Origin of the sequence: Streptomyces sp. NPDC050548 (assembly GCF_044457385.1) — a bacterium.
Taxonomy (GTDB): Bacteria; Actinomycetota; Actinomycetes; order Streptomycetales; family Streptomycetaceae; genus Streptomyces.
Window position 1 is genome coordinate 164,124 of record NZ_JBITGV010000011.1, and the last position, 19,604, is coordinate 183,727.

The following is a 19,604-nucleotide window of genomic DNA, read 5'->3' on the forward strand; positions in this document are numbered from 1 at the left end:
ATGGTCCCCATGTCGCAGACCAATACTCCGCTGCCCCGGCAGGTCGCCGATGCCTACGTCGACGATCTCATCGCCCTCGACCCGGTCATCGGTACGTATCTCGGCGTGAAGGAGAGTTCGAGCAAGCTGCCGGACCTCTCCCCCGCAGGCCAGGAACGACTCGCGGAGCTTCGGCGGGAGACCCTCGCCAAGCTCGACGAGGCAGAGCGCCGGCCCGGCGCGGACAGTGGTGTCGAGCGCCGGTGCGCGCGCCTGCTGCGCGAGCGGCTGACCGCCGCACTCGGTGTGCACGACACCGACGAGGGGCTGCGCGAGGTGGGCAATATGCACACCCCCGCGCACACGGTGCGTGATGTGTTCACGCTGACGCCAGCGGAGTCCGACGAGGACTGGGCGGCGATCGCCGAGCGGCTGCGCGCGGTGCCCACCGCGCTGGCCGGCTACCGCGAGTCCCTCCAACTGGGCCTGGACCGCAAGCTTTTCGCGGGTCCGCGCCCGACGGCCACCTTCATCGACCAGCTCACCGAGTGGTCCGACCCGGACGGCGAGGGTCGCGGCTGGTACGAGGACTTCGCCTCGGCCGGACCCGAGTCCCTGCGCGCCGAACTGGACGAGGCGGCCCGCGGGGCGACCGCGGCCCTGGTGGGGCTGCGGGACTGGCTGCGGGACGTGTACGCGCCGGCGATCGAGGGCGCGCCGAACACGGTGGGCCGTGAGCGGTACGCGCGCTGGGCGCGCTACTTCAACGGTACGGAGCTGAACCTCGACGAGGCGTACGCGTACGGCTGGTCCGAGTACCACCGGCTGCTCACGGAGATGAAGCGGGAGGCCGAGAAGATCCTGCCCGGCGCCGCGACCCCGTGGGTGGCCCTCGCGCACCTCGACGAGCACGGGCGCCACATCGAGGGTGTCGACGAGGTCCGCGAGTGGCTCCAGGGTGTGATGGACCGGGCGATCGAGGAGCTGGACGGCACCCACTTCGAACTCGCCGAGCGGGTACGGCGGGTGGAGTCGCGGATCGCGCCCGCGGGCAGTGCGGCGGCGCCGTACTACACGTCTCCCTCGCAGGACTTCTCGCGGCCGGGCCGCACCTGGCTGCCGACGATGGGGCAGACCCGGTTCCCGGTCTACGACCTCGTCTCGACCTGGTACCACGAGGGCGTGCCGGGGCATCACCTCCAGCTCGCCCAGTGGGCGCATGTCGCCGAGGACCTGTCCCGCTACCAGGCGTCCGTCGGCATGGTCAGCGCCAACGCCGAGGGCTGGGCGCTGTACGCGGAGCAACTGATGGACGAGCTGGGCTACTTGGCCGACGCGGAGGAGCGACTCGGCTTCCTGGACGGGCAGATGATGCGGGCCACCCGGATCATCGTCGACATCGGCATGCATCTGGAGCTGGAGATCCCGGCGGACTCGCCGTTCCACCCCGGTGAGCGGTGGACGCCGGAGCTGGCGCAGGAGTTCTTCGGCGCGCACAGCAGCCGTCCGGCGGACTTCGTGGAGAGCGAGCTGACCCGCTATCTCACGATCCCGGGCCAGGCCATCGGCTACAAACTCGGCCAGCGGGCCTGGCTGTTGGGCCGGGAGAACGCGCGGCAGCGGCACGGCGACGACTTCGACCTGAAGGCGTGGCACATGGCCGCGCTGTCGCAGGGTTCGCTGGGCCTGGACGACCTGGTGGACGAGCTGTCACAGCTCTGACGCCGGCGCCTGGGGCCGAAGTCCCGTCGCCCCCAGGTCAGTCGGGAAGTCGCCGTAGGTGCACAAGGCCCAGCCAGGTCTCCGGGCCCGGCTGGGCACGGCCCGCGCGGACGGCGTAGCGTCCCGGTTCCAGGTCGACCTTCAGATGCTCGGTGCCCTCGGAGTCCCGCCCGGGCCACGCCGAGTCGAAGAGCACCAGCGGTCCGGGGACGTCCCACCGCACCTCGTTCTCCCAGGTCGCGCCGGCGAGCGCGGCGGGCACTCCGGCCAGCACCTCGTCCTCGGAGTCCGCGGCACACCACCGTACGAACGTGCCGTGCTCCGGCAGGAAGGCCGTCGAGGCGGGTTCGTCGCCCAGGACCAGGGCCGCGCTGTCCCCCACCGGCAGCAGGCCGACGTATCCGCCGACCTCGCACGCCCGGTCGTAGTCCGAGGCCAGTTCATCGCCGTCGGCTCCCGTCCAGAACGGCAGCACCGTCTCCGGTACCGCTATGAGCGGCCCGCCGCCCGACTCCACCCACTGCACCGCCGTGCCCGGCTCCGCGTATAGCGCCATGGTCAGAACCTAACGCACAGCGAGTCCACATGTTCATGGTTCGAGCCGCCGCGCGCGCCGCCAACTCGCTTGCGGGTGGAGCCCGTTCGCGGCTTCAGCAGCCGCAGTCGGCCGCGTCCACGGGCGCCGTCAGCGGGTCGGCCGGGCGCCGTTCCCGCCCCTGCCAGGTCTCGAACTCGAAGCCCTCGCGCACCCAGTACTCGAAGCCGCCGAGCATCTCCCGTACCTGGTGACCGAGTTCGGCGAGGGCGAGGGCCGCGCGGGTGGCGCCGTTGCAGCCGGGGCCCCAGCAGTAGGTCACCACCGGCACCGATCTGTCGAGGAGTTGCCCGGCCTGTTCGGGGATGAGCGCGGTGGGGAGGTGGACCGCTCCGGGGATGTGCCCCTGGTCCCAGGACTCGGTGGAGCGTGAGTCCACGAGGACGAAGGCGGGGTCGCCGGAAGCGAGCGCGGCGGCGACGTCGGAGACATCGGTGTGGAAGGCGAGGCTCGCACGGAAGTGTGCGGCGGCTGCCGCGGGGGTGGCGCTGCTCATGGATGACCGGCCTTTCACGAGGTGTCCTGACACCCGGAAATCTACGGTCGGCGGCCTGCCCCCTGAAGTGATGATTCCCGGCGTCCGGCTTGATCCGCCGGGCATTCCCCTGCTATTTCTCAGCTATGACCGCGTATTCCCCGGACGCCACCGACTGGCGCATCCTCGACGTCCTCCAGCGGGAGGGCCGGGCCGGTTTCACCGAGCTGGCCCGGGCCGTCTCCATGTCCGCGAGCGCGGTCACCGAGCGGGTGCGGCGGCTGGAGGAGGCGGGGGTGATCCAGGGGTACACGGCGGTCGTGGACCCGGAGCGGCTCGGCCTGCCGATCCTGGCGTTCGTGCGGCTGCGCTATCCGAACGGCAACTACAAGCCGTTCCACGACCTGGTCGCGGTGACGCCGGAGATCCTGGAGGCGCATCACATCACGGGCGACGACTGCTTCATGATCAAGGTCGCGGCCCGCTCGATGCGCCACCTGGAGGAGGTGTCGGGGAAGATCGGCGCGCTGGGCTCGGTCACCACCAGCGTCGTCTACTCCTCACCGCTCCCGCGCCGCCCGCTGGGTCACTGACCTCACTGACCCCGCTGTCGTACGGCCGACCCGGCCCGCCCCTTCACGACCTCCAGCTGCGCGTGGATGCGCCGCCGCAGGTCGGCGACATGGCTGACGATGCCGACGCTGCGGTCCCGTTCGCGCAGGGAGTCGAGGACGTCGAGGACCTCGTCGAGGGTCTGCTCGTCGAGGCTGCCGAAGCCCTCGTCGATGAAGAGGGTGTCGAGCCGGACCCCGCCGGCCTCGTCGGTGACCACGTCCGCGAGTCCGAGCGCGAGGGCGAGCGAGGCGAAGAACGTCTCGCCGCCGGACAGCGTCGCCGTGTCCCGCTCCCGCCCGGTCCACGCGTCGACGACATGCAGCCCGAGTCCGCTGCGGCCCCGCCCGGCGCGGTCGTCGGAGTGGACCAGGGTGTAGCGCCCCGACGACATGCGCTGCAGCCGTACGGTCGCGGCGGCGGCCACCTGTTCCAGGCGGGCGGCGAGCACGTACGACTCCAGGCGCATCCGGCGTTCGTTGTCCGCCGAGGTGCCCGCGGTGAGGGCGGCGAGGCGGGCCACCCGGTCGTACTCCTCACGCAGCGGCGCCAGTTGACGTGCCCCGGCCGCCGACCTGGCGGAGAGCCGGTCGAGTTCGGTGCAGCGCCGGGCCGCCGCGTCGCGCGCGGAGGCCGCGTCCCGGGTCCGCCGCTCGGCCGCGCTCGCGGCGCGCTCCGCCAAGTCCAGCTCGGCGGGGGCCTGTTGGGCGGCCGCCACTGTGTCGGCCTCCGCGAGGACCGCCCGTACGGCGGCCTCCTCCGACTGCCAGGCGTCCAGGCGCCGTTGGAGTTCGCGATGGGCGGTGTCGTCGAGGAGGGCGTCGGCAGCCGCCTGCGGGGTCTCGAAGCCCGCGCGAAAAGCGGCGTCGGCCAGCCGCGCGTCGGCGTCCTTGAGGCGCTGCGCGGTGTCCTCGGCGACCCGTGCGGTGTCGGCGGCCTCGGTGAGCAGCGCGGCCTGCCGCTCCAGCTGGGTGGCGCGCGCCGCCACACTGTCGGCCGTGCCCCGCGTTTGCGCCAACTCCTCTTCCAGCAGGGCGCGTTCGCGGTCCAGGGTGTCGCGGAGGGTCGTACGGGACGCGGCTCTGAGGGCGGCCTGCTGCTGGATACCGGTCCGCCGGTCGTGCTCCTGCTCGGCCCGCCGCAGCTCCTCGGTCGCCGGGTGCAGCCAGGAAGCGTCCCGGCGCGCCCGCTCGTACAGCCGCTCCAACTCCGCGACCTCGTCGGCAAGTTGCTCGGTCGGCGTGTCCCCCGCCTCCGCGGTGGCGGCGGCGAGCGCTTCCCGTACGAGACCGAGGCGGCGCTCGGACTCGGCGCGCTGTTCCTCGGCGTGCTGGTGGGCGGTGAGGGCCTGTTCCTCGGCCGCGCGGTCGACGTGTTCCGCGGACTTGCGTGCGGGCGCGGGGTGTTCGGAGGCACCGCAGACAGCGCAGGGTTCGCCGTCGGTGAGGTGGGCGGCGAGTTCGGCGGCGATGCCGTTCAGCCGCTGTTCCTTGAGGTCGAGCCAGTGGGCGCGGGCCTCGACGGCGCGCTCGGCAAGGGCGAGCACCTGCCGCTGGGCGTCCTCCGTGTCACCGGCGAACTGGTCCCGCTGCCGGGCCGCCCGGAGCCGCCGCTCGGCGGGCTCGCGGCGCACGGCGAGCTGTTCGGCCCGGCTCGCGGCCTCCTGTGCGGACTCGATCCGGGTCCGCAGCTCCGCGCGGTTGGTGTCCCACCCGGCGAGCCAGGCCTCGGCCTCCTGCCGTACCTCCTCGTCGGCTCGCTCCTGCCGCTCCGACTCGGCGCGTTCCACGACGAGTTCGGTCAGGCGCTGTTCGGCGCGCCGGGCCGACTCCAGGCCGCCCAGCTCCTCGGCGGCCCGACGGGCGGCGGCGGTGAGCCCGGCCGCCCCGGCGTCCGCGAAGGTCTCCGGCAGCAGCTCACGTGCGCGCGCCTCGGCCCGGGCGGCTTCCCGGTGCTCGGCGTCGGCTGCGTCCCGCAGCTCCAGCGCCGGCGCCACCGCCTCCGCCTTACGGGCCCGCTCCATCCGCGCCTGCGCCTGCCGATAGCCGTCGGCGCGCTCCTCCAGAAGCGTGGCCCGCTCCCGGGCCTGCGTGAACCGCTGTTGCAGGCGGGCCAGTTCGCGTACGTCGGCAAGCTCGCGGTCGGCGGCCGCCTGGGCGGACTCGGCGGCGCCGAGGCGACTGTGCGCGATGGTCAACTGCTCGCGCGCGGTGCTGCGGGCGACGGCCGCCGCGCCCAACACCTCTGCGGCGAGGCCGGGTTCACCCGGTGCGAGGTCCGGCAGCTCCATGGCGTTCCCGGCGGCCTGCTGCATGCGGTGCGCGTCGGCCAGCAACTCGGCGTCGCCCTGGCGGACTTGGGCCTCGGTGGCGCGCCGCCGGTCGGCGAGCCGCTTCTCGACCTCGGCGAAGCGGTGGGTGTCGAAGAGCCGGCCGAGCAGCTTGCCGCGCGCCTCGGCGTCGGAGCGCAGGAACCGCGCGAACTCTCCCTGCGGCAACAGCACGACCTGGCAGAACTGCTCCCGGCTCATCCCGAGCAGCTGGGTGATCTCCTCGCCGATCTCCTGGTGCGAGCGGCTGAGATCCTTCCAGGTACCGGCCGTGGCGTCGTACTCGCGCAGCCAGCTCTGTGCCTTGTCGACCGTGGTCCCGGGACCGCCCTTCTTCTTGGGGCGCTCCCAGGGCGGCTGCCGGGTGAGTTCCAACCGCCGTCCGGCGACGGTGAGTTCGAGCCGGACCTCGGTGCGGGTGGCGGGCGCCGCGTGGTCGCTGCGCAGGGTGAGCCCCTGGCCGGACTGGCGGACGCCGGGCACCGAGCCGTAGAGCGCGTAGCACACGGCGTCCAGGACGGAGGTCTTGCCGGCGCCGGTCGGGCCGTGCAGGAGGAAGAGGCCGGCGGAGGACAGTTCGTCGAAGTCGACGGTCTGCGAGCCGCCGAAGGGACCGAAGGCGGTGATGTCGAGCCGGTGCAGCCTCATCGCCCACCCCCTCCTGCCGAGAACCGCGCACTCACTCGCGCCGAGAGCCGCGCGTTCACGGCGTCACCTCCCGCACCACCGCGTCCGCGCGCACCGCGTCGAACGCCTCCTGGAGCACGGTCTGTTCGTCGTCGTCGGGTCCCGCACCACGCACATGGGCCACGAAGTCGTCGGCGATCTCCTGGTCGCTGCGGCCCGCGAGGCGCCTGGCGTACGACACGTCGGGGTCGTCCGGGGACCGCTCGGGGTCGAAGACCAGGCTGAGGGTGTGCGGGAAGCGCTCGGTGAGCCGGGCCATGGGGTCGGCCGGGCGCACCGGGTCGGTGAGCGTCGCCTCGACCCACGCCTCCTCGTGCCGCGCCAGCTCCGGATCGTCGAGCAGATCCTCCAACGCGCCCCGGATCCTGGCCAGTTCGCGCTCCACCGGGCAGTCGACGCGCTCGGCGGTGACGGTCCCGTCGGCGTCCAGGTCGACGAGCCACATGCTCTTGCGGTGGTCGGCCTCGGAGAAGGAGTACGGCAGCGGCGAGCCCGAGTAGCGCACGCGCCCGGTGATGGTCTGGGAGCCGTGCAGATGCCCGAGCGCCACGTAGTCGACGCCGCCGAAGACACCGGCCGGTACGGCGGCGACCCCGCCGACGGTGATGTCCCGCTCGCTGTCGCTGGCCTCCCCGCCGGTGACGAAGGCATGGGCGAGGACCACGGAACGGGTGCCTGTCGGACGACCCGCGAGGTCGGCGCGGACGCGCTCCATCGCGGCGGCCAGCACCGCTTCGTGCCCGGCCTTCTCCACCCCGAACTCGGCCTTCACCAAGGCGGGTTCGAGATACGGCAGCCCGTAGAAGGCCACGTCCCCGAACGCGTCCGGAATCACCACGGGCGTCCCGCAGGCCGACGGCTCGGTGCGCAGATGGATGCCCGCGCGGTCGATCAGTCCCGCGCCGACGCCGAGGCGGCGGGCCGAGTCGTGGTTCCCGGAGATCATCACCGTGGGCACGCCCAGGTCGGCGAGCCGGTGCAGGGTGTCGTCGAACAGCTCGACGGCGGCGAGCGGCGGGACCGCACGGTCGTACACGTCTCCCGACACGACCACGGCGTCAACCGCGCGCTCGCGCACGGTGGTGACGAGGTGGCTCACGAAGTCGGCCTGGGCCCCGAGCATGTTCACTCGGTGGAACGCCCGGCCCAGGTGCCAGTCGGAGGTGTGCAGCAGTTTCATGGAGCCACCACGCTAGCGCCTGTGGCCCCCCTGCTTCACCACGGCCACACGTTCGCGCCCGCCCCGCCACGCAAGACGCCGCGAATATCCCTTATGTCGACGTCGAACGCCCCTTATGTCATGGCCTGGTACACGAGGTTGCGCAACTGGCGGCGGATCGGCGTGCGGTGTGTGCCCCAGGTGACGACCTGGGTGCAGAAGACCGCCGTGACCCCGTCGACCGGGTCCACGAAGAAGTGGGTGTTGGCCGCGCCGGACCAGCCGAACTCCCCCTTGTTGCCGAACGAACCCGCGCCCACGGGGTCGGTCATGACATAGAAGCCCAGCCCGAATCCGCAGCCCCGGTGCTCGTCGTCGGGGTACAGCCCGAAGGAGTTGATCTCGGCGCCGCCCGGCAGGTGGTTGGCGGTCATGTGCGCGAGGGTCCGGGGGCCGAGCAGCCGCTCGCCGTCGAGTTCTCCGCCACGTACGAGCATGGCCGCGAAGCGGTGGTAGTCCTCCAGCGTCGACACCAGTCCGGGGACACCGCTGCCGGACGGGAACGGCGCCGGTTCGCGGAAGGTGGGCCGCAGTTCCTGGTTCACGGCGAGCCGGCCCGATGCGGGGTCCGGGCTGTAGACCTCGGCCAGGTCCGGCACCCGCTCGGGCGCGAGCGCGAACGTCGTGTCGGTCATCCCGAGCGGGCCGAGCACGTGGGACTCGATGAAGGTGTCGAGGCTCTCCCCGCTCACCACCTCGATGATCCGGCCCAGTACGTCGACGCCCAGGGAGTAGTTCCAGGCGGTGCCCGGTTCGAACAGCAGCGGCAGGGCGCCGACGTCGGCGCACATCTGCTGGAGTGTCGCGCCGGGCAGCGGCAGGACGTCCTGGCCCGCCTCGCGGTACAGCGCGTCGACGGGGTTCATGTGGGCCAGCCCCAGGGTCAGCCCGGCGGTGTGCGAGAGCAGGTGGCGCACGGTCACCGGGTGGGCGGCCGGGCGCACCCGCACACTCCCCGGTGACCCGCCGTCGTAGACCCGCATGTCCGTGAACTCGGGGATGTACGCGCCGACCGGGTCGTCGAGTCCGAGCAGGCCGTGCTCCACCAGCATCATGACGGCGACGGACGTCACCGGTTTGGTCATGGAGTAGAGGCGCCACAGGGTGGTCGGCTCGACCGGCAGGCCGAGTTCGAGGTCGCGGAGTCCGCCGCCCGCCGCGTACACGGGTTCCCCGTCGCGGGCCACGAGCGCCGACCAGCCGGGGATGACGCCGAGTTCGGTCTGCCGGTCGAAGAACTCGGTGATCCGGCCCAGCCGTTCGGCACTGAAGCCGGACCGCTCCGGGGGTTTGGTGACGCCGAAGCGTTCGGCGAACTGCTGCATGTGGGCCTCCGTGTACGGGAGTTGGGGGGGTCAAGGGGTGGCGGGAGCTGCGCTCTGCACCCCGGCCGCCGCCAACAGCTTTCTGGTGTAGGGGTGTTGGGCGTCGGCGTAGACCTCCTCGGTCGTGCCGTGCTCCACCACGTCACCGCGGTACAGGACGACGATCCGCTGGGCGAGGTGTCGTACCACGGCGAGGTCGTGGGAGATGAACAGGTAGCTGACGCCCGTCTCCCGCTGGAGGTCGGTGAAGAGGTTCAGGACCTGGGCCTGGACGGACAGGTCGAGCGCGCTGACCGGCTCGTCGCACACGATGAGCTTCGGCGCCATCACCAGGGCCCGGGCGATGGCGATCCGCTGCCGCTGGCCGCCGGAGAACTGGCGCGGGTAGCGGTCGGCCGCCTCGGCCGGGAGCCCGACCAGTTCCAGCACCTCCCGTACTCGTTGCTGGACGACGGACCGTTCGTCGCGCGAGTGCACCAGAAGCGGTTCGGCCAGGGTCTGGCCCACGGTCAGTGCCGGGTTGAGCGAGCCGTTGGGGTCCTGGAAGACGGCCTGGACGCTCTTGCTCAGCTCCCTGCGCCGGGCGCCGGCGGCATGCGTGATGTCCTCGCCGTCGAACAGGATCGTGCCCTGGGTGACGGCCGTCAGCCCGAGCACGGCACGGCCCAGCGTGGACTTGCCGGAGCCGGATTCGCCGACCAGCGCGACGGTCTCGCCGGGCCGGATGTCCAGGGACACGTCCCGGATGGCCGGGGTGCCCTTGCCACGGCGGTGGTACGACACCGAGAGGTCGCGGATGTCGAGCAGCGGCCGACCGGCCGCGCTCGCCTCAGCCCTGTCGGCTGCTTGCGTGCTCACGAGGACACCTCCAGCAGTTCTTCGCCCAGTTCCTCGCCGATCAGGACGCAGCGGGCGACGCCCTGGTCGTCGGGTTGGGTCAGGGCGATCGGGGCCTCGGTGCAGCGGGCGACCCGGTCGGGGCAGCGGTCGGCGAAGTGGCAGCCGACGGGCCACTGTCCCGGGGGCGGCACGGTGCCGGGGATGGTGGGGATGGGTTCGCCGACCGTCGCCAGGCGCGGGTTCGCGGCGAGCAGCTTGCGGGTGTACGGGTGCAGGGGCGCGGTCATGACGCGTTCCGTCGGACCGGCTTCGACGACCTGGCCGGCGTACATGACCAGGGCGGTGTCGCAGGCCTCCGCGATGACGTCCCAGTCGTGGCTGATCATCAGCAGGGCCATGCCGGTGTCCCGCTGGATGGTGCGCAGCAGTTGGACGATCTCGCGCTGGACGGTGACGTCTAGCGCGGTGGTCGGTTCGTCGGCGACGAGGATGCGCGGGCGTCCGGCCAGCGCGACCGCGATGGAGACGCGCTGTGCCATACCGCCGGAGATCTGCGACGGGCGCAGTTTCAACACCCGGTCGGGGTCGGGGAGTTGGACTTGCGCGAGCAGTTCACGGGCGCGGAGCGTGGCGTCCTTGCGGGACAGTTTCTCGTGGGTGCGCACCGCCTCGCGCAGCAGCTGGCCGATGGTGAACAGGGGGTCGAGGCCGACCATGGGTTCCTGCGAGATGAAGGCGATGGTTCCGCCGCGCAGTTCCCGCCACTGGGCCGGACCGAACGATCCGACGTCCACGCCGTCGATCTCGACCGTGCCCGAGGAGACCCGGGCGCCGTTCGGCAGCAGGCCGAGCACGGCGAGCCCGGTCATGGACTTGCCGCAGCCGGACTCGCCGACCAGTCCGACCGTACGGCCCTGCCCCACGGCCAGGCTGACATCGCTGATCAGCTCGACCTCACCGTGCTCGGTCTCCGCGGTGACGGTCACCTTGGTGAGCCGTACGACCGGATGCGGTTCCGCCAGCAGCCAGGCGTCGTCGGACTCCGGCGCCGCGGCGGTGGCCACCGGGGCGGTAACTGCCTTACGGTGCCGGGTCGTTGTCGCGTGCGAGGTGCCGGACCAGCGTTCGGCGAGCGTGTCGCGCAGGCCGTCGCCGAGGACGATCAGCGCGGCGGCCGTGACGGCGACGAGACCGCCGGTCGGGATGGCCAGCCAGAGGCTCTGGTTGAGGGTCTGCGCGGCGTCGGCCATCATGCCGCCCCAGGACGGGGCGGGCGGCTTCACGCCGAGGCCGATGGCGTTCAGGCCGGCCGCGATCAGCAGGGTGTTCGCGCAGGCCAGGGCCGCGTTGACCAGGATCAGACCGGTGATCCGGGGCAGCACGTGCCGGCGGGCCACCCGCCAGGTGCCGAGCCCGGAGACCCTTGCCGCGGCGACGTAGGTCTCGCGGCCGACGGTGAGGGACGCGGACCGGACGACCCGCATCATGCCGGGTACCGACAGCAGGCCGATCACGATCATGGCCGCGGTCATGCTCTGCGAGAACAGGGCCAGCACGATCAGCAGCAGGATGATGCCGGGGATCGACATCACCACGTCGGCCAGCCGCATCAGCACCGCGTCGATGCGGCCCCGGCGCAGTCCTGCGACCAGGCCGAGAGGGACCGCGATCACGAGGGTGATCAGTACGGCGATCGCGATCTCGCGGAACGTGTCCGCGCCGCCGTACATCAGCCGCGACAGCACATCGCGGCCGAGGCGGTCGGTGCCCAGCAGGTGCTTCGCGCTGGGGCCGCTCAGTGCGGCGGCGAAGTCCGCCTGCTGGGGCGGGTAGGGCGCGAGCCAGCTCGCGCCGAACGACGCGATCAGCTCCAGGACCAGGATCACGGCCGGGATCATGATCCGCGGGCGGCCCAACGCGCGGCGGACGAGGGGGACTTGGGGTGTGCTCATGCGGCGACCGCCTGTGGGTTGAGCCAGCCGATGGCGAGGTCGAGCAGGAGATTGAGTCCGACCACGATGAGGGTGAAGTACACCGCCACTCCCTGGATCACCGGAATGTCGCCGCTGGACGCGGCCGTGACCGCCGCGCTGCCGAGGCCGGGCAGGCCGAAGAGTTCCTCGATCACCACGGCCGAGCCGAGGAGTCCGATGAGGTTGTTGCCCGCCACCGTGAGGACGGTGACGGAGACGTGCCGCAGCGAGTGCTTGAAGAGGATCGAGCGCTCGCTGACACCGTTGGCACGCAGGTTCCGTACGAAGTCGCGGCCCAGTACGTCGGCGAACTGCTCGCGGGTCTGCTTGGCGATCACCGTGACCAGGGCGAAGGCCAGGGCGGCCACCGGCAGGACCAGTGAGCGCGCCCAGCCGCCGGCGGACGTCCCGAAGAACACGTAGCCGTTGGCGGGCAGCAGGTCGAACCGGGTGTTGAAGACCCAGATGCCCAGCAGACCGACCCAGAAGGCGGGGATGGTCATGCCCGCGATGGACGCGCTGTCCGCGGCGAGCCGGGTGGCGCGCCCGCCACGCACGCTCGCCATGCCCAGGACGACCCCGACGACCAGGGCGAGCAGCGTGGTCGCGATCACCAGGGAGAGGGTCACCCCCAACCGGGTGTTGAGGGTGCCCGAGACCGATTCGTTGTTGCTGATCGAGCGTCCGAGGTCGCCGTGGACGGCGTCCTTGAGCCAGGCCCAGTAGCGCTCCCAGACCGGCTGGTCGAGGTGGAGGCGGTGCCGCAGCGCGGCGATCGCCTGGGGTGAGGCGGTCAGGCCTCCGATGGACCGGGCGGCGTCACCCGGGATGAACAGCTGGAGGAAGAAGGTGAGCGCCGAGACGAAGAGCAGCAGGGGTACAGCCTGCACGATCCGCATTCCGCTGGTTCGCCACATGACTGGGTGCCTTTCTCGGGAGGGTCACTTCGCGGCGTACAGGGACGTCAGGTCCGGGGTGAGGTTGGTGGCCGAGAGGTCGATGCCCTTCAGACCGGGCCGGGCGTAGACGATCTTCTCCATGGAGACCATGGGGATCGTCCAGGACAGGTCGGACAGCCGCTGTTCGAACTTCTGCCAGCCCTGCTCCTGGAGTGCGGCGGAAGGTGCGGAGGCCGCCGCGCTGTAGAGCGTGTCGAGCTGCTTGTCGCTGACCTTGAGCGGGTTGCCCCAGCTGTAGAGGAGGTCGTTGCCCTGGGCGTAGGGCGGGGCGATGCCGGCGCCGTAGTCGAACATCATCGCCGGGAACTTCGCGTAGGTGGAGAACAGCTCGTTGACGTTGGCCGGGACGTTGATCTTGACGTTGATGCCGATGTTGGCCATCTCCGCGGCGAAGGCCTCCGCGGCCTGGGACTCCCCTACGCCCGTGAGGTTCACGGTGATGGACATGCTGAAGCCGTTGGGGTAGCCGGCCGCCGCCAGGAGCTTCTTGGCCTTGGCGACGTCGTAGGGGTACTTGCCTTCGCTGCCCTGGGTGTAGCCGCTCGTGTCGGCGAGCACGGGGTAGTCCCAGCCCTTGGCGTACGAGCCGTACAGGGCCTTGGCGATCGAGTCCCGGTTGATGCCGTACATCATGGCCTGCCGTACCCGCAGGTCACCGAGGGCCTTGACCATGGTGCCCGCCCGGTCCTGGATCATCAGCTGCATGATCGAGTAGGGGCTCGAAAGGACCTGGAATCCGGCGGACTTGGCGCCCTTGGCGGTGGTGGAGTCGCCGAGCGCGTAGTCGACCTCACCGGAGCGGAAGGCGCTGAGCGTGGTGTTCGTGTCCTTGATGACCTTGACGACGACCTTTTTCCAGTGCACCCGCGACTTGTCGTAGTACGTGGGGTTGGGGACGTAGGTGTAGGTCTGGCCGGAGACGGTCCCCGAGCTGTCGATCATGTACGGTCCGGCGCCGTGGGTGGTGGTGCCCAGTTCGCTCGTCTTGGCGAGGCCGGTGGGGCTGATGATCTCTCCGGTGGTCGGTCTGGAGAGATAGAGCGGCAGCAGCGGGTCGGACGTCTTGAGGTGGATACGGAGGGAGAGCGGGGAAGTGACGTCGATCGATGCGACGGGGGCCAGGTCGGCCGCCAGTGGGCCGCCGGCCTTGGCGTAGTACTCAAGCGACTTCTTCACGCCGTCGGCGGTGAGTGCGGAGCCGTCGTTGAACTTCACACCGGACCGCAGGGTGAGGTCGAAGGTCTTGCTGCCGGAGCCGACGAAGCCCCATTTGGTCGCGAGGGCGGGCGTGTACTTCCCGTTCGGGGCCTGACGGATCAATGTGTCGTACGCCAGTTCGAAAAAGTACTGCTGTGGGTCGGAGGAACCGCCCAGAGCCGGGTTGAGGCTGTTGGGCGCGATGGCCGAGGCGACCGTCAGGACGCTGGGGTCCTGGGCCTTCGCGGGAGTGGACGAGGTGCTGCTTCCACCGCCGCACGCGGTGGTCAGCAGCGCCAGCCCGGCGGCACCGGCTGTGACTGTGAGAGTGAGACGCGAACGAGACATCTGAACCTCCGGCGTTGAGGCATCGAACGGGAACGCGGGGTTCACCGGGCGTGGGGAAGGAGGCCACCGTCGTGGTGGCCGCTCCATTGCGTGAGTCCGCGGGGATGGAGGGGCGGCGGGACGGTCACGCCGTACAGCTGCGTACGGCGGCGTCCGGAAACCGCGGAGCGTGTCCCGACTGAACGGGGAACACGCGAACCGTGCTGTTGTGAGCTGCAAGCCTAGGAGTGGAACCGCTGTTCGGCCCACTCTTGTGGAGGTCGGGCCGAGCAGGGGGTGGGGCCCTGCGTATCGAAGTTCGCCCAGTATTCGGTCGGCCGCCGCATTCCCGGAAAGACAGCAGTCCGCTGAACGGACCGCCGGACACATCGGGACACCGCGGCCCACCCCGTTCGAGGGGCCGCGGGCCTACGCGATCGGTTCCCTCGCCCCTCCCCGCTACGCAATGGTGCGCGGCTCCTTGAGATACCGGCGTACCGCGAACGCCGTGTAGGCCAGGCCGATGAACCAGCCGACGGGTACCGCCCAGATGATGCCGTCCAGGCCGAGCGGCCCCTTCAGGAGGGACGCGGTGGGGACGCGGGCCACTAGGAACGACAGCATCGTGCAGACCAGGGGGAAGACGGTACGGCCGATGCCGTTCAGGAAGCCGTGGACGACCGCCATCGCCGAGTAGAGGAGGAAGAACGGATACGTCATGAGGATGTACGAGCCGACGATCGCGCGGACCTGCTCGTCGGTGGTGAACGCGGCGGCGATGCCGTGCCGCAGCAGGATCACGAGCAGGGACTCCGCCGGCGTCGCCCACAGGCAGATCCGCAGCGCGTCGAGCAGGACCCGCCGGGCCCGTTCGGCGTCCCCGGCGCCCGTGTGCCGGGCCACGAAGACGGTCACCGCGCCGGACAGGTCGAGGTAGAAGCGTCCGGCGAGGGCCTCCAACCGGGCGGCGATGCTGAAGGCCGCGATGGCGGCCGTGCCGAACGGCGCGATCAGCGAGGTCAGGACCATGGTGCCGAGCGAGAGCAGGACGTGCTGGATGCCGACCGGGAAGCCGAGGCGCAGGGCCGAGCCCGCCTGCCGGGCCAGGTCACGCGGGCTGCTGCGGTAGCGATGGATGCCGTGTCGGCGGGCCACCAGGACGAGGCCGGCCACGAAGGCCAGCGAACTCGCCGCCACCGTCCCCAGGGCCGCGCCACGCAGTCCCAGTCCGAGCACGGCCACGAAGCTCCAGGCGAGCACGATGTTGAGCAGGCTGCTGAACACCATGATGTACATGACCGTGCGGGAGTCGCCGAGCCCGCGCAGGAAGCCGCCGAGCGCACCGATGCCGAACATGCCGGCGAATCCCAGCGACAGGGTCCGCAGATAGGTCGTGCTCCCGTCGGCCACGGTGCCGTGAATCCCCATGGCACCGAGGAAGAACCCGGTGGCGGCGAAGACCAGTCCGACGCACAGCGCGGCCCAGACCGCGGTGAAGCCCGCGAGGCCGATGACGGCGTCCTGTTGCCGCTCGGCACGGCCGGATCCGGTCATTCTCGCGAACCGTATGGCGAATCCGCCGACCAGCCCGAGGAAGACGGCGTTGACGAGATAGAAGATCGGCTGGGCGGCACCGACGGCGGCCAGGCCGCCGATCCCCACGTAGTGGCCGACGATGACGCTGTCGGCCAACAGGTAGGACTGCTGCACGTAGTTGGCGACCGACATCGGAAGGCTGAACCCGAGAATCGCCCGCCGCTCGGAGCCCTCCTTCCGCCCCCGTTGTTCCCAACGGGCTTTCAGCACACCCTTGTTCATCCGCTCCACCGCCGTATGCCGGTCCCCCGGCGTCTCAATTACCCCACTCCGCAAGGCATTGATGCATGCCACACTCATTCCATGCCAGGTCCCATCCAGTCGTTGTCCCGAGGCGCCGCGCTGTTACGGCTGCTGGCCACCGGTGAGGGACGGCTCGGTCCCTCCGAGGCCGCCGCCTCGCTCGGTCTGCCGAAGGGCACGGTGTACGGCATCCTGCGCACCCTGCGACAGGAGGGCCTCGTCGAGCAGGATCCGGTGTCCGGCAAGTACGGGCTGGGCGCGGAGTTGGCGCGGCTGGGCGGCAGGTACCTCCAGACCCACGAATTACGGGCCCATGCCCTGGCCTGGGCCGACGACCTCGCCCGGGGTACCGGGGAGGCGGTGCACGTGGGTGTGCCGCACCGGTCGGGCGTGCTGATCGTCCATCACGTCTTCCGCCCCGACAACACACCACAGGTCCTGGAGACCGGCACGGTCGTGCCCCTCGGCGGCACGGCACTGGGCGCGGTCCTGGGCGCCTACGCGGCCAATTCCCCTGCACCGCACGCGAGTTCGCCCCCTCTCGCCGACAGTCCGGAGGCCGTCAGGGATCGCGGCTGGGCCTGCGTTCCCGGACCGGCCGGGGACGGCACGGCGTCGATCGCCGTACCGATCCGCGACCGGCGGCGCGGCGCCGTGGCGGCGGTGAGCGTCACGGGGGCCGCCGACCGGGTCTGCGCGGACGGCCCGGTGCGCGCCTCCCTGGTCTCCGCGGCGCGGACCTGCGCCCGCTCGATCTCCCGCAGCCTCGGCGACACGGATCGCCCCTGAGGCGCCCGGCTCCCCACAGGAAACCCTCAACTCCCCTGCCCCACAAGGGAGCTGCGCTAATCTCACGTCACACGCACCACGCGAGAGACACAGGGTTCCCATGCCAGTCGAGTACCGCGGTCGGTCCGAGACGATGGCCTATGCGGCGGCGGGGATGGAGCCGCCGCCCGAGGTCCCGTTGCGGAAGAGCGATCCCCGGCAGGCGGGCCCGTACCGCTTGCTGTCGGTACTGGGCAGCGGCGGAATGGGCCGGGTCTATCTCGGCCGCGACACCACCGGCTCCACCGGCCCGGCCGCCGTGAAGGTGATCCGTCCCGAGTACGCGGAGGACCCGCAGTTCCGCAAGCGCTTCGAGCGCGAGGTCGGCGCCCTGGACAGCATCCGAGGGGCGCACATCGTACGGCTGCTGGGCAGCGGCTGCGACGAGGACCTGGTCTGGGTCGCCACCGCGTACATACCCGGGCCCACGCTGGACCAGCTGGTCGACGCGCGCGGACCGGTCGACGCGGCGGCGGCCTGGCGGCTGATGGGCGACGTGGGACGCGCGATCGAGGCGATCTGGCGCGCCGGGCTGGTGCATCGCGACCTCAAGCCGTCCAACATCATCCTCGGTGCCGACGGCGCCCGCGTCATCGACTTCGGTGTCGTCCAGGCCACCGACGGCACCTCGATCACCGCCACCGGCCAGAACGTGGGCACCCCCGCCTACATGTCCCCGGAGCAGGTCCGCGGCCAGGAGGTGACCGCCGCCTCGGACGTCTTCTCACTGGCCTCCACGCTCACCTACGCGGTCGCCGGGGAGGCGCCGTTCGGCGAGGGCACCGGCGTCGACGTGCTGCACCGGGTGGCCTTCGACCCGCCCCGGGAGGAGACCCTCGACAAAGTGGCGGCCGTCGACACGGACCTGGCCGCGTTCATCCGCGTCTGCCTCGACAAGGACCCCGAGCAACGGCCGTCACCCGAAGCCGTGTTCAGGACGGCCATCGGGCATCAGCTCTCCGGGCCGGTCGGCGACCCGCCCCGTGCGGATCCCCGGCGCGGGGCCTCCCCCGGTCTCGCGATCTCCGCCTCCGTCGGTCCCGTCGCGGCGCCCCCGGAGCCGTCCGCCGAGCCCCACGTCGCCCCTGGGAAACGGGGGTTCGCGCCCGGGAGACGCGGAAAACTCGTCGCGGGCGCCGTCGCCGCGGCGGCCGTCCTGGTCGCCGGCAGCATCACCGCGACACTGCTGCTGCACCACGACGACGGCAGCGGGACATCGGCCGGTGCCGGGCCAGTTGCCTCCTCGGCGGCTGCCGTACCGGAGAACTCGCCCTCGGCGCCGAGCAGTTCACCGACCGCGGACACGACCCTGCCGGGGACGGGGAACGTGGCGTCGCAGAACCCGACGAAGGCACCGGACACCCACGATCCCGCGGCCCTCGACATCCGGATCGCCTCCTGCGTCGCCGAGATCGCGTCGCACTCCCCCGGCGACTGCGTCAAGGCCCTCCAACTCCTCCTCGCCGGCTACGGGTTGCACGTCACCGTCGACGGCGACTACGGGCAGGCGACGACCGACGCGGTGAAGGCCTTCCAGACCGAGGCCGGAACCACCCCGAGCGGGACGGTCGACGCGCCGACCATGAAGCTGCTGTACGGCACGGAGCGCGGGCCGGTCAGGACCGGTTCGGTGACGGTCACCGAGAGCGTCCACGCCGTCGATGTCGCCCGGTGCCTCGACGCCCGCGTCTCCGCGGTGCAGGTGTGGGGGTGCGACGGCACGGCGGCCCAGAAGTGGGCGCTGTATCGCGTGCCCGGCCACGCGTCCCAGTACCTCGTCGTCAACCAGGGCAGCCACGCCTGCCTGGACGCCGACGCCGACACGGTCGGACAGAACTTCTCGAAGATCCGGGCCAGGAACTGCGACGGGCTGAGCGCGCAGCGGTGGCGACTGGGCAGCGCCGGGACCCTGGTCAGCGCCCCGGACGGCTTCTGTCTGGACGCGGAGGCCGACAAGTCGGGGCAGGACGGTCAGCCGGTGCAGACCTTCGGCTGCGCGGGCAGCTCCAACCAGGTCTGGAACTGGCACTCCTGACGCACCGTCACCACCGTTGAGGTCAGGCGTCCCCGTACGCCTCTCCGCCCAGCTCCAGACCCGCCGTCCCCGCCGTGGCATCGGCCAACCACGCCCTGAAGGCGTCCACATCGGCGTCCGGCAGGCCGATCTCGATCGTGACCGCCTCGCCGTAGCGGACGTCCCGGACCTCGCGTCCCGTGGCGCGCAGATCGTTCTGGATCTTGCCGGCCCGCTGGTGGTCGACGGTGACCGTGGCGAGCCGGAAGCGGCGGCGGGTGAGGGTGCCGAGGGTGTCGAGGGCTTCGCCGACCGAGCCGCCGTAGGCCCTGATGAGGCCGCCCGCGCCGAGCTTCACGCCGCCGTAGTAGCGGGTGACGACGGCGACGACGTACCGCATGTCGCGGCGCAGCAGCATCTGGAGCATGGGGACGCCGGCCGTGCCGCCGGGCTCGCCGTCGTCGCTCGCCTTCTGGATGGCGGCGTCGGCGCCGATGACGTAGGCGAAGCAGTTGTGCGTGGCGTCGGCGTGCTCCTTGCGGACCCGGGCGACGAAGTCCTGCGCCTCCTGCTCGGTGGCCGCCGGGGCGAGGGCGCACAGGAAGCGGGAGCGGTTGACCTCGGTCTCGTGCACACCCGGGCGGGCCACTGTGCGGTACTCGTCCTGCATCCGGCCAGCCTATG

General features: G+C 71.5%; 15 protein-coding genes. 4 read left to right on the forward strand and 11 right to left on the reverse strand.

Annotation, left to right across the window (positions count from 1 at the left end; translation table 11 throughout):
* The first annotated feature begins 9 nt into the window (after positions 1 to 9).
* Positions 10 to 1,701, forward strand: coding sequence for a DUF885 domain-containing protein (locus tag ACIBJH_RS28815; protein ID WP_399119778.1), 1,692 nt, complete (start codon positions 10 to 12; stop codon positions 1,699 to 1,701).
* A 37-nt stretch (positions 1,702 to 1,738) separates the two neighbouring features.
* Here the strand turns inward: ACIBJH_RS28815 and ACIBJH_RS28820 are convergent, their stop codons facing one another.
* Positions 1,739 to 2,257, reverse strand: coding sequence for an immunity 21 family protein (locus tag ACIBJH_RS28820; protein ID WP_399119779.1), 519 nt, complete (start codon positions 2,255 to 2,257; stop codon positions 1,739 to 1,741).
* A gap of 94 nt (positions 2,258 to 2,351) precedes the next feature.
* Positions 2,352 to 2,792, reverse strand: coding sequence for a rhodanese-like domain-containing protein (locus ACIBJH_RS28825; RefSeq protein WP_399119780.1), 441 nt, complete (start codon positions 2,790 to 2,792; stop codon positions 2,352 to 2,354).
* A gap of 125 nt (positions 2,793 to 2,917) precedes the next feature.
* Between ACIBJH_RS28825 and ACIBJH_RS28830 the strand changes: the two genes are divergently transcribed.
* Positions 2,918 to 3,364, forward strand: coding sequence for an Lrp/AsnC family transcriptional regulator (locus tag ACIBJH_RS28830; RefSeq protein ID WP_399119781.1), 447 nt, complete (start codon positions 2,918 to 2,920; stop codon positions 3,362 to 3,364).
* 2 nt (positions 3,365 to 3,366) lie between these two features.
* Here the strand turns inward: ACIBJH_RS28830 and ACIBJH_RS28835 are convergent, their stop codons facing one another.
* The 8 genes from ACIBJH_RS28835 to ACIBJH_RS28870 form a co-directional block, all read right to left on the reverse strand.
* Entirely contained in the window at positions 3,367 to 6,360 is a 2,994-nt protein-coding gene (locus tag ACIBJH_RS28835) for an AAA family ATPase (RefSeq protein WP_399119782.1), read from the reverse strand.
* A gap of 55 nt (positions 6,361 to 6,415) precedes the next feature.
* Positions 6,416 to 7,579, reverse strand: coding sequence for an exonuclease SbcCD subunit D (locus ACIBJH_RS28840; protein ID WP_399119783.1), 1,164 nt, complete (start codon positions 7,577 to 7,579; stop codon positions 6,416 to 6,418).
* 113 nt (positions 7,580 to 7,692) lie between these two features.
* Positions 7,693 to 8,943: a serine hydrolase domain-containing protein gene (locus ACIBJH_RS28845; RefSeq protein WP_399119784.1), complete on the reverse strand. Its 1,251-nt coding sequence runs from the start codon at positions 8,941 to 8,943 to the stop codon at positions 7,693 to 7,695.
* A gap of 30 nt (positions 8,944 to 8,973) precedes the next feature.
* A complete protein-coding gene (locus tag ACIBJH_RS28850; protein WP_399119785.1) occupies positions 8,974 to 9,801 on the reverse strand; it encodes an ATP-binding cassette domain-containing protein in 828 nt (275 codons plus the stop codon).
* Positions 9,798 to 11,735, reverse strand: a complete 1,938-nt coding sequence (locus ACIBJH_RS28855) for a dipeptide/oligopeptide/nickel ABC transporter permease/ATP-binding protein (RefSeq protein WP_399119786.1) — start codon at positions 11,733 to 11,735, stop codon at positions 9,798 to 9,800. Before ACIBJH_RS28855 ends, ACIBJH_RS28850 begins: the two co-directional genes overlap by 4 nt.
* Complete coding sequence (locus tag ACIBJH_RS28860) at positions 11,732 to 12,655, reverse strand: ABC transporter permease (RefSeq protein WP_399119903.1); 924 nt, start codon at positions 12,653 to 12,655, stop codon at positions 11,732 to 11,734. Before ACIBJH_RS28860 ends, ACIBJH_RS28855 begins: the two co-directional genes overlap by 4 nt.
* Positions 12,656 to 12,697: 42 nt before the next feature.
* Entirely contained in the window at positions 12,698 to 14,260 is a 1,563-nt protein-coding gene (locus ACIBJH_RS28865) for an ABC transporter substrate-binding protein (protein WP_399119787.1), read from the reverse strand.
* Positions 14,261 to 14,698: 438 nt separating this feature from the next.
* A complete protein-coding gene (locus ACIBJH_RS28870; RefSeq protein ID WP_399119788.1) occupies positions 14,699 to 16,057 on the reverse strand; it encodes an MATE family efflux transporter in 1,359 nt (452 codons plus the stop codon).
* Positions 16,058 to 16,138: 81 nt separating this feature from the next.
* Between ACIBJH_RS28870 and ACIBJH_RS28875 the strand changes: the two genes are divergently transcribed.
* Positions 16,139 to 16,867 (forward strand): IclR family transcriptional regulator, encoded by a 729-nt coding sequence (locus tag ACIBJH_RS28875; RefSeq protein WP_399119789.1) that lies wholly within the window; start codon positions 16,139 to 16,141, stop codon positions 16,865 to 16,867.
* Between the two features lie 100 nt (positions 16,868 to 16,967).
* Positions 16,968 to 18,941 (forward strand): protein kinase, encoded by a 1,974-nt coding sequence (locus ACIBJH_RS28880; protein WP_399119790.1) that lies wholly within the window; start codon positions 16,968 to 16,970, stop codon positions 18,939 to 18,941.
* Between the two features lie 22 nt (positions 18,942 to 18,963).
* Here ACIBJH_RS28880 and ACIBJH_RS28885 read toward each other — a convergent pair whose 3' ends face one another.
* Complete coding sequence (locus ACIBJH_RS28885) at positions 18,964 to 19,590, reverse strand: YigZ family protein (RefSeq protein WP_399119791.1); 627 nt, start codon at positions 19,588 to 19,590, stop codon at positions 18,964 to 18,966.
* Positions 19,591 to 19,604 lie beyond the last annotated feature (14 nt).

Excerpts from the sequence above, each read along its gene's own strand:
- ACIBJH_RS28835 (WP_399119782.1), bottom strand. The coding sequence starts at position 6,360 with ATGAGGCTGCACCGGCTCGACATCACCGCCTTCGGTCCCTTCGGCGGC.
- ACIBJH_RS28880 (WP_399119790.1), top strand. The coding sequence starts at position 16,968 with ATGCCAGTCGAGTACCGCGGTCGGTCCGAGACGATGGCCTATGCGGCG.
- ACIBJH_RS28875 (WP_399119789.1), top strand. The coding sequence starts at position 16,139 with ATGCCAGGTCCCATCCAGTCGTTGTCCCGAGGCGCCGCGCTGTTACGG.
- ACIBJH_RS28825 (WP_399119780.1), bottom strand. The coding sequence starts at position 2,792 with ATGAGCAGCGCCACCCCCGCGGCAGCCGCCGCACACTTCCGTGCGAGC.
- ACIBJH_RS28840 (WP_399119783.1), bottom strand. The coding sequence starts at position 7,579 with ATGAAACTGCTGCACACCTCCGACTGGCACCTGGGCCGGGCGTTCCAC.
- ACIBJH_RS28870 (WP_399119788.1), bottom strand. The coding sequence starts at position 16,057 with ATGAACAAGGGTGTGCTGAAAGCCCGTTGGGAACAACGGGGGCGGAAG.
- ACIBJH_RS28845 (WP_399119784.1), bottom strand. The coding sequence starts at position 8,943 with ATGCAGCAGTTCGCCGAACGCTTCGGCGTCACCAAACCCCCGGAGCGG.
- ACIBJH_RS28830 (WP_399119781.1), top strand. The coding sequence starts at position 2,918 with ATGACCGCGTATTCCCCGGACGCCACCGACTGGCGCATCCTCGACGTC.
- ACIBJH_RS28855 (WP_399119786.1), bottom strand. The coding sequence starts at position 11,735 with ATGAGCACACCCCAAGTCCCCCTCGTCCGCCGCGCGTTGGGCCGCCCG.
- ACIBJH_RS28865 (WP_399119787.1), bottom strand. The coding sequence starts at position 14,260 with ATGTCTCGTTCGCGTCTCACTCTCACAGTCACAGCCGGTGCCGCCGGG.
- ACIBJH_RS28820 (WP_399119779.1), bottom strand. The coding sequence starts at position 2,257 with ATGGCGCTATACGCGGAGCCGGGCACGGCGGTGCAGTGGGTGGAGTCG.
- ACIBJH_RS28860 (WP_399119903.1), bottom strand. The coding sequence starts at position 12,655 with ATGCGGATCGTGCAGGCTGTACCCCTGCTGCTCTTCGTCTCGGCGCTC.
- ACIBJH_RS28885 (WP_399119791.1), bottom strand. The coding sequence starts at position 19,590 with ATGCAGGACGAGTACCGCACAGTGGCCCGCCCGGGTGTGCACGAGACC.
- ACIBJH_RS28815 (WP_399119778.1), top strand. The coding sequence starts at position 10 with ATGTCGCAGACCAATACTCCGCTGCCCCGGCAGGTCGCCGATGCCTAC.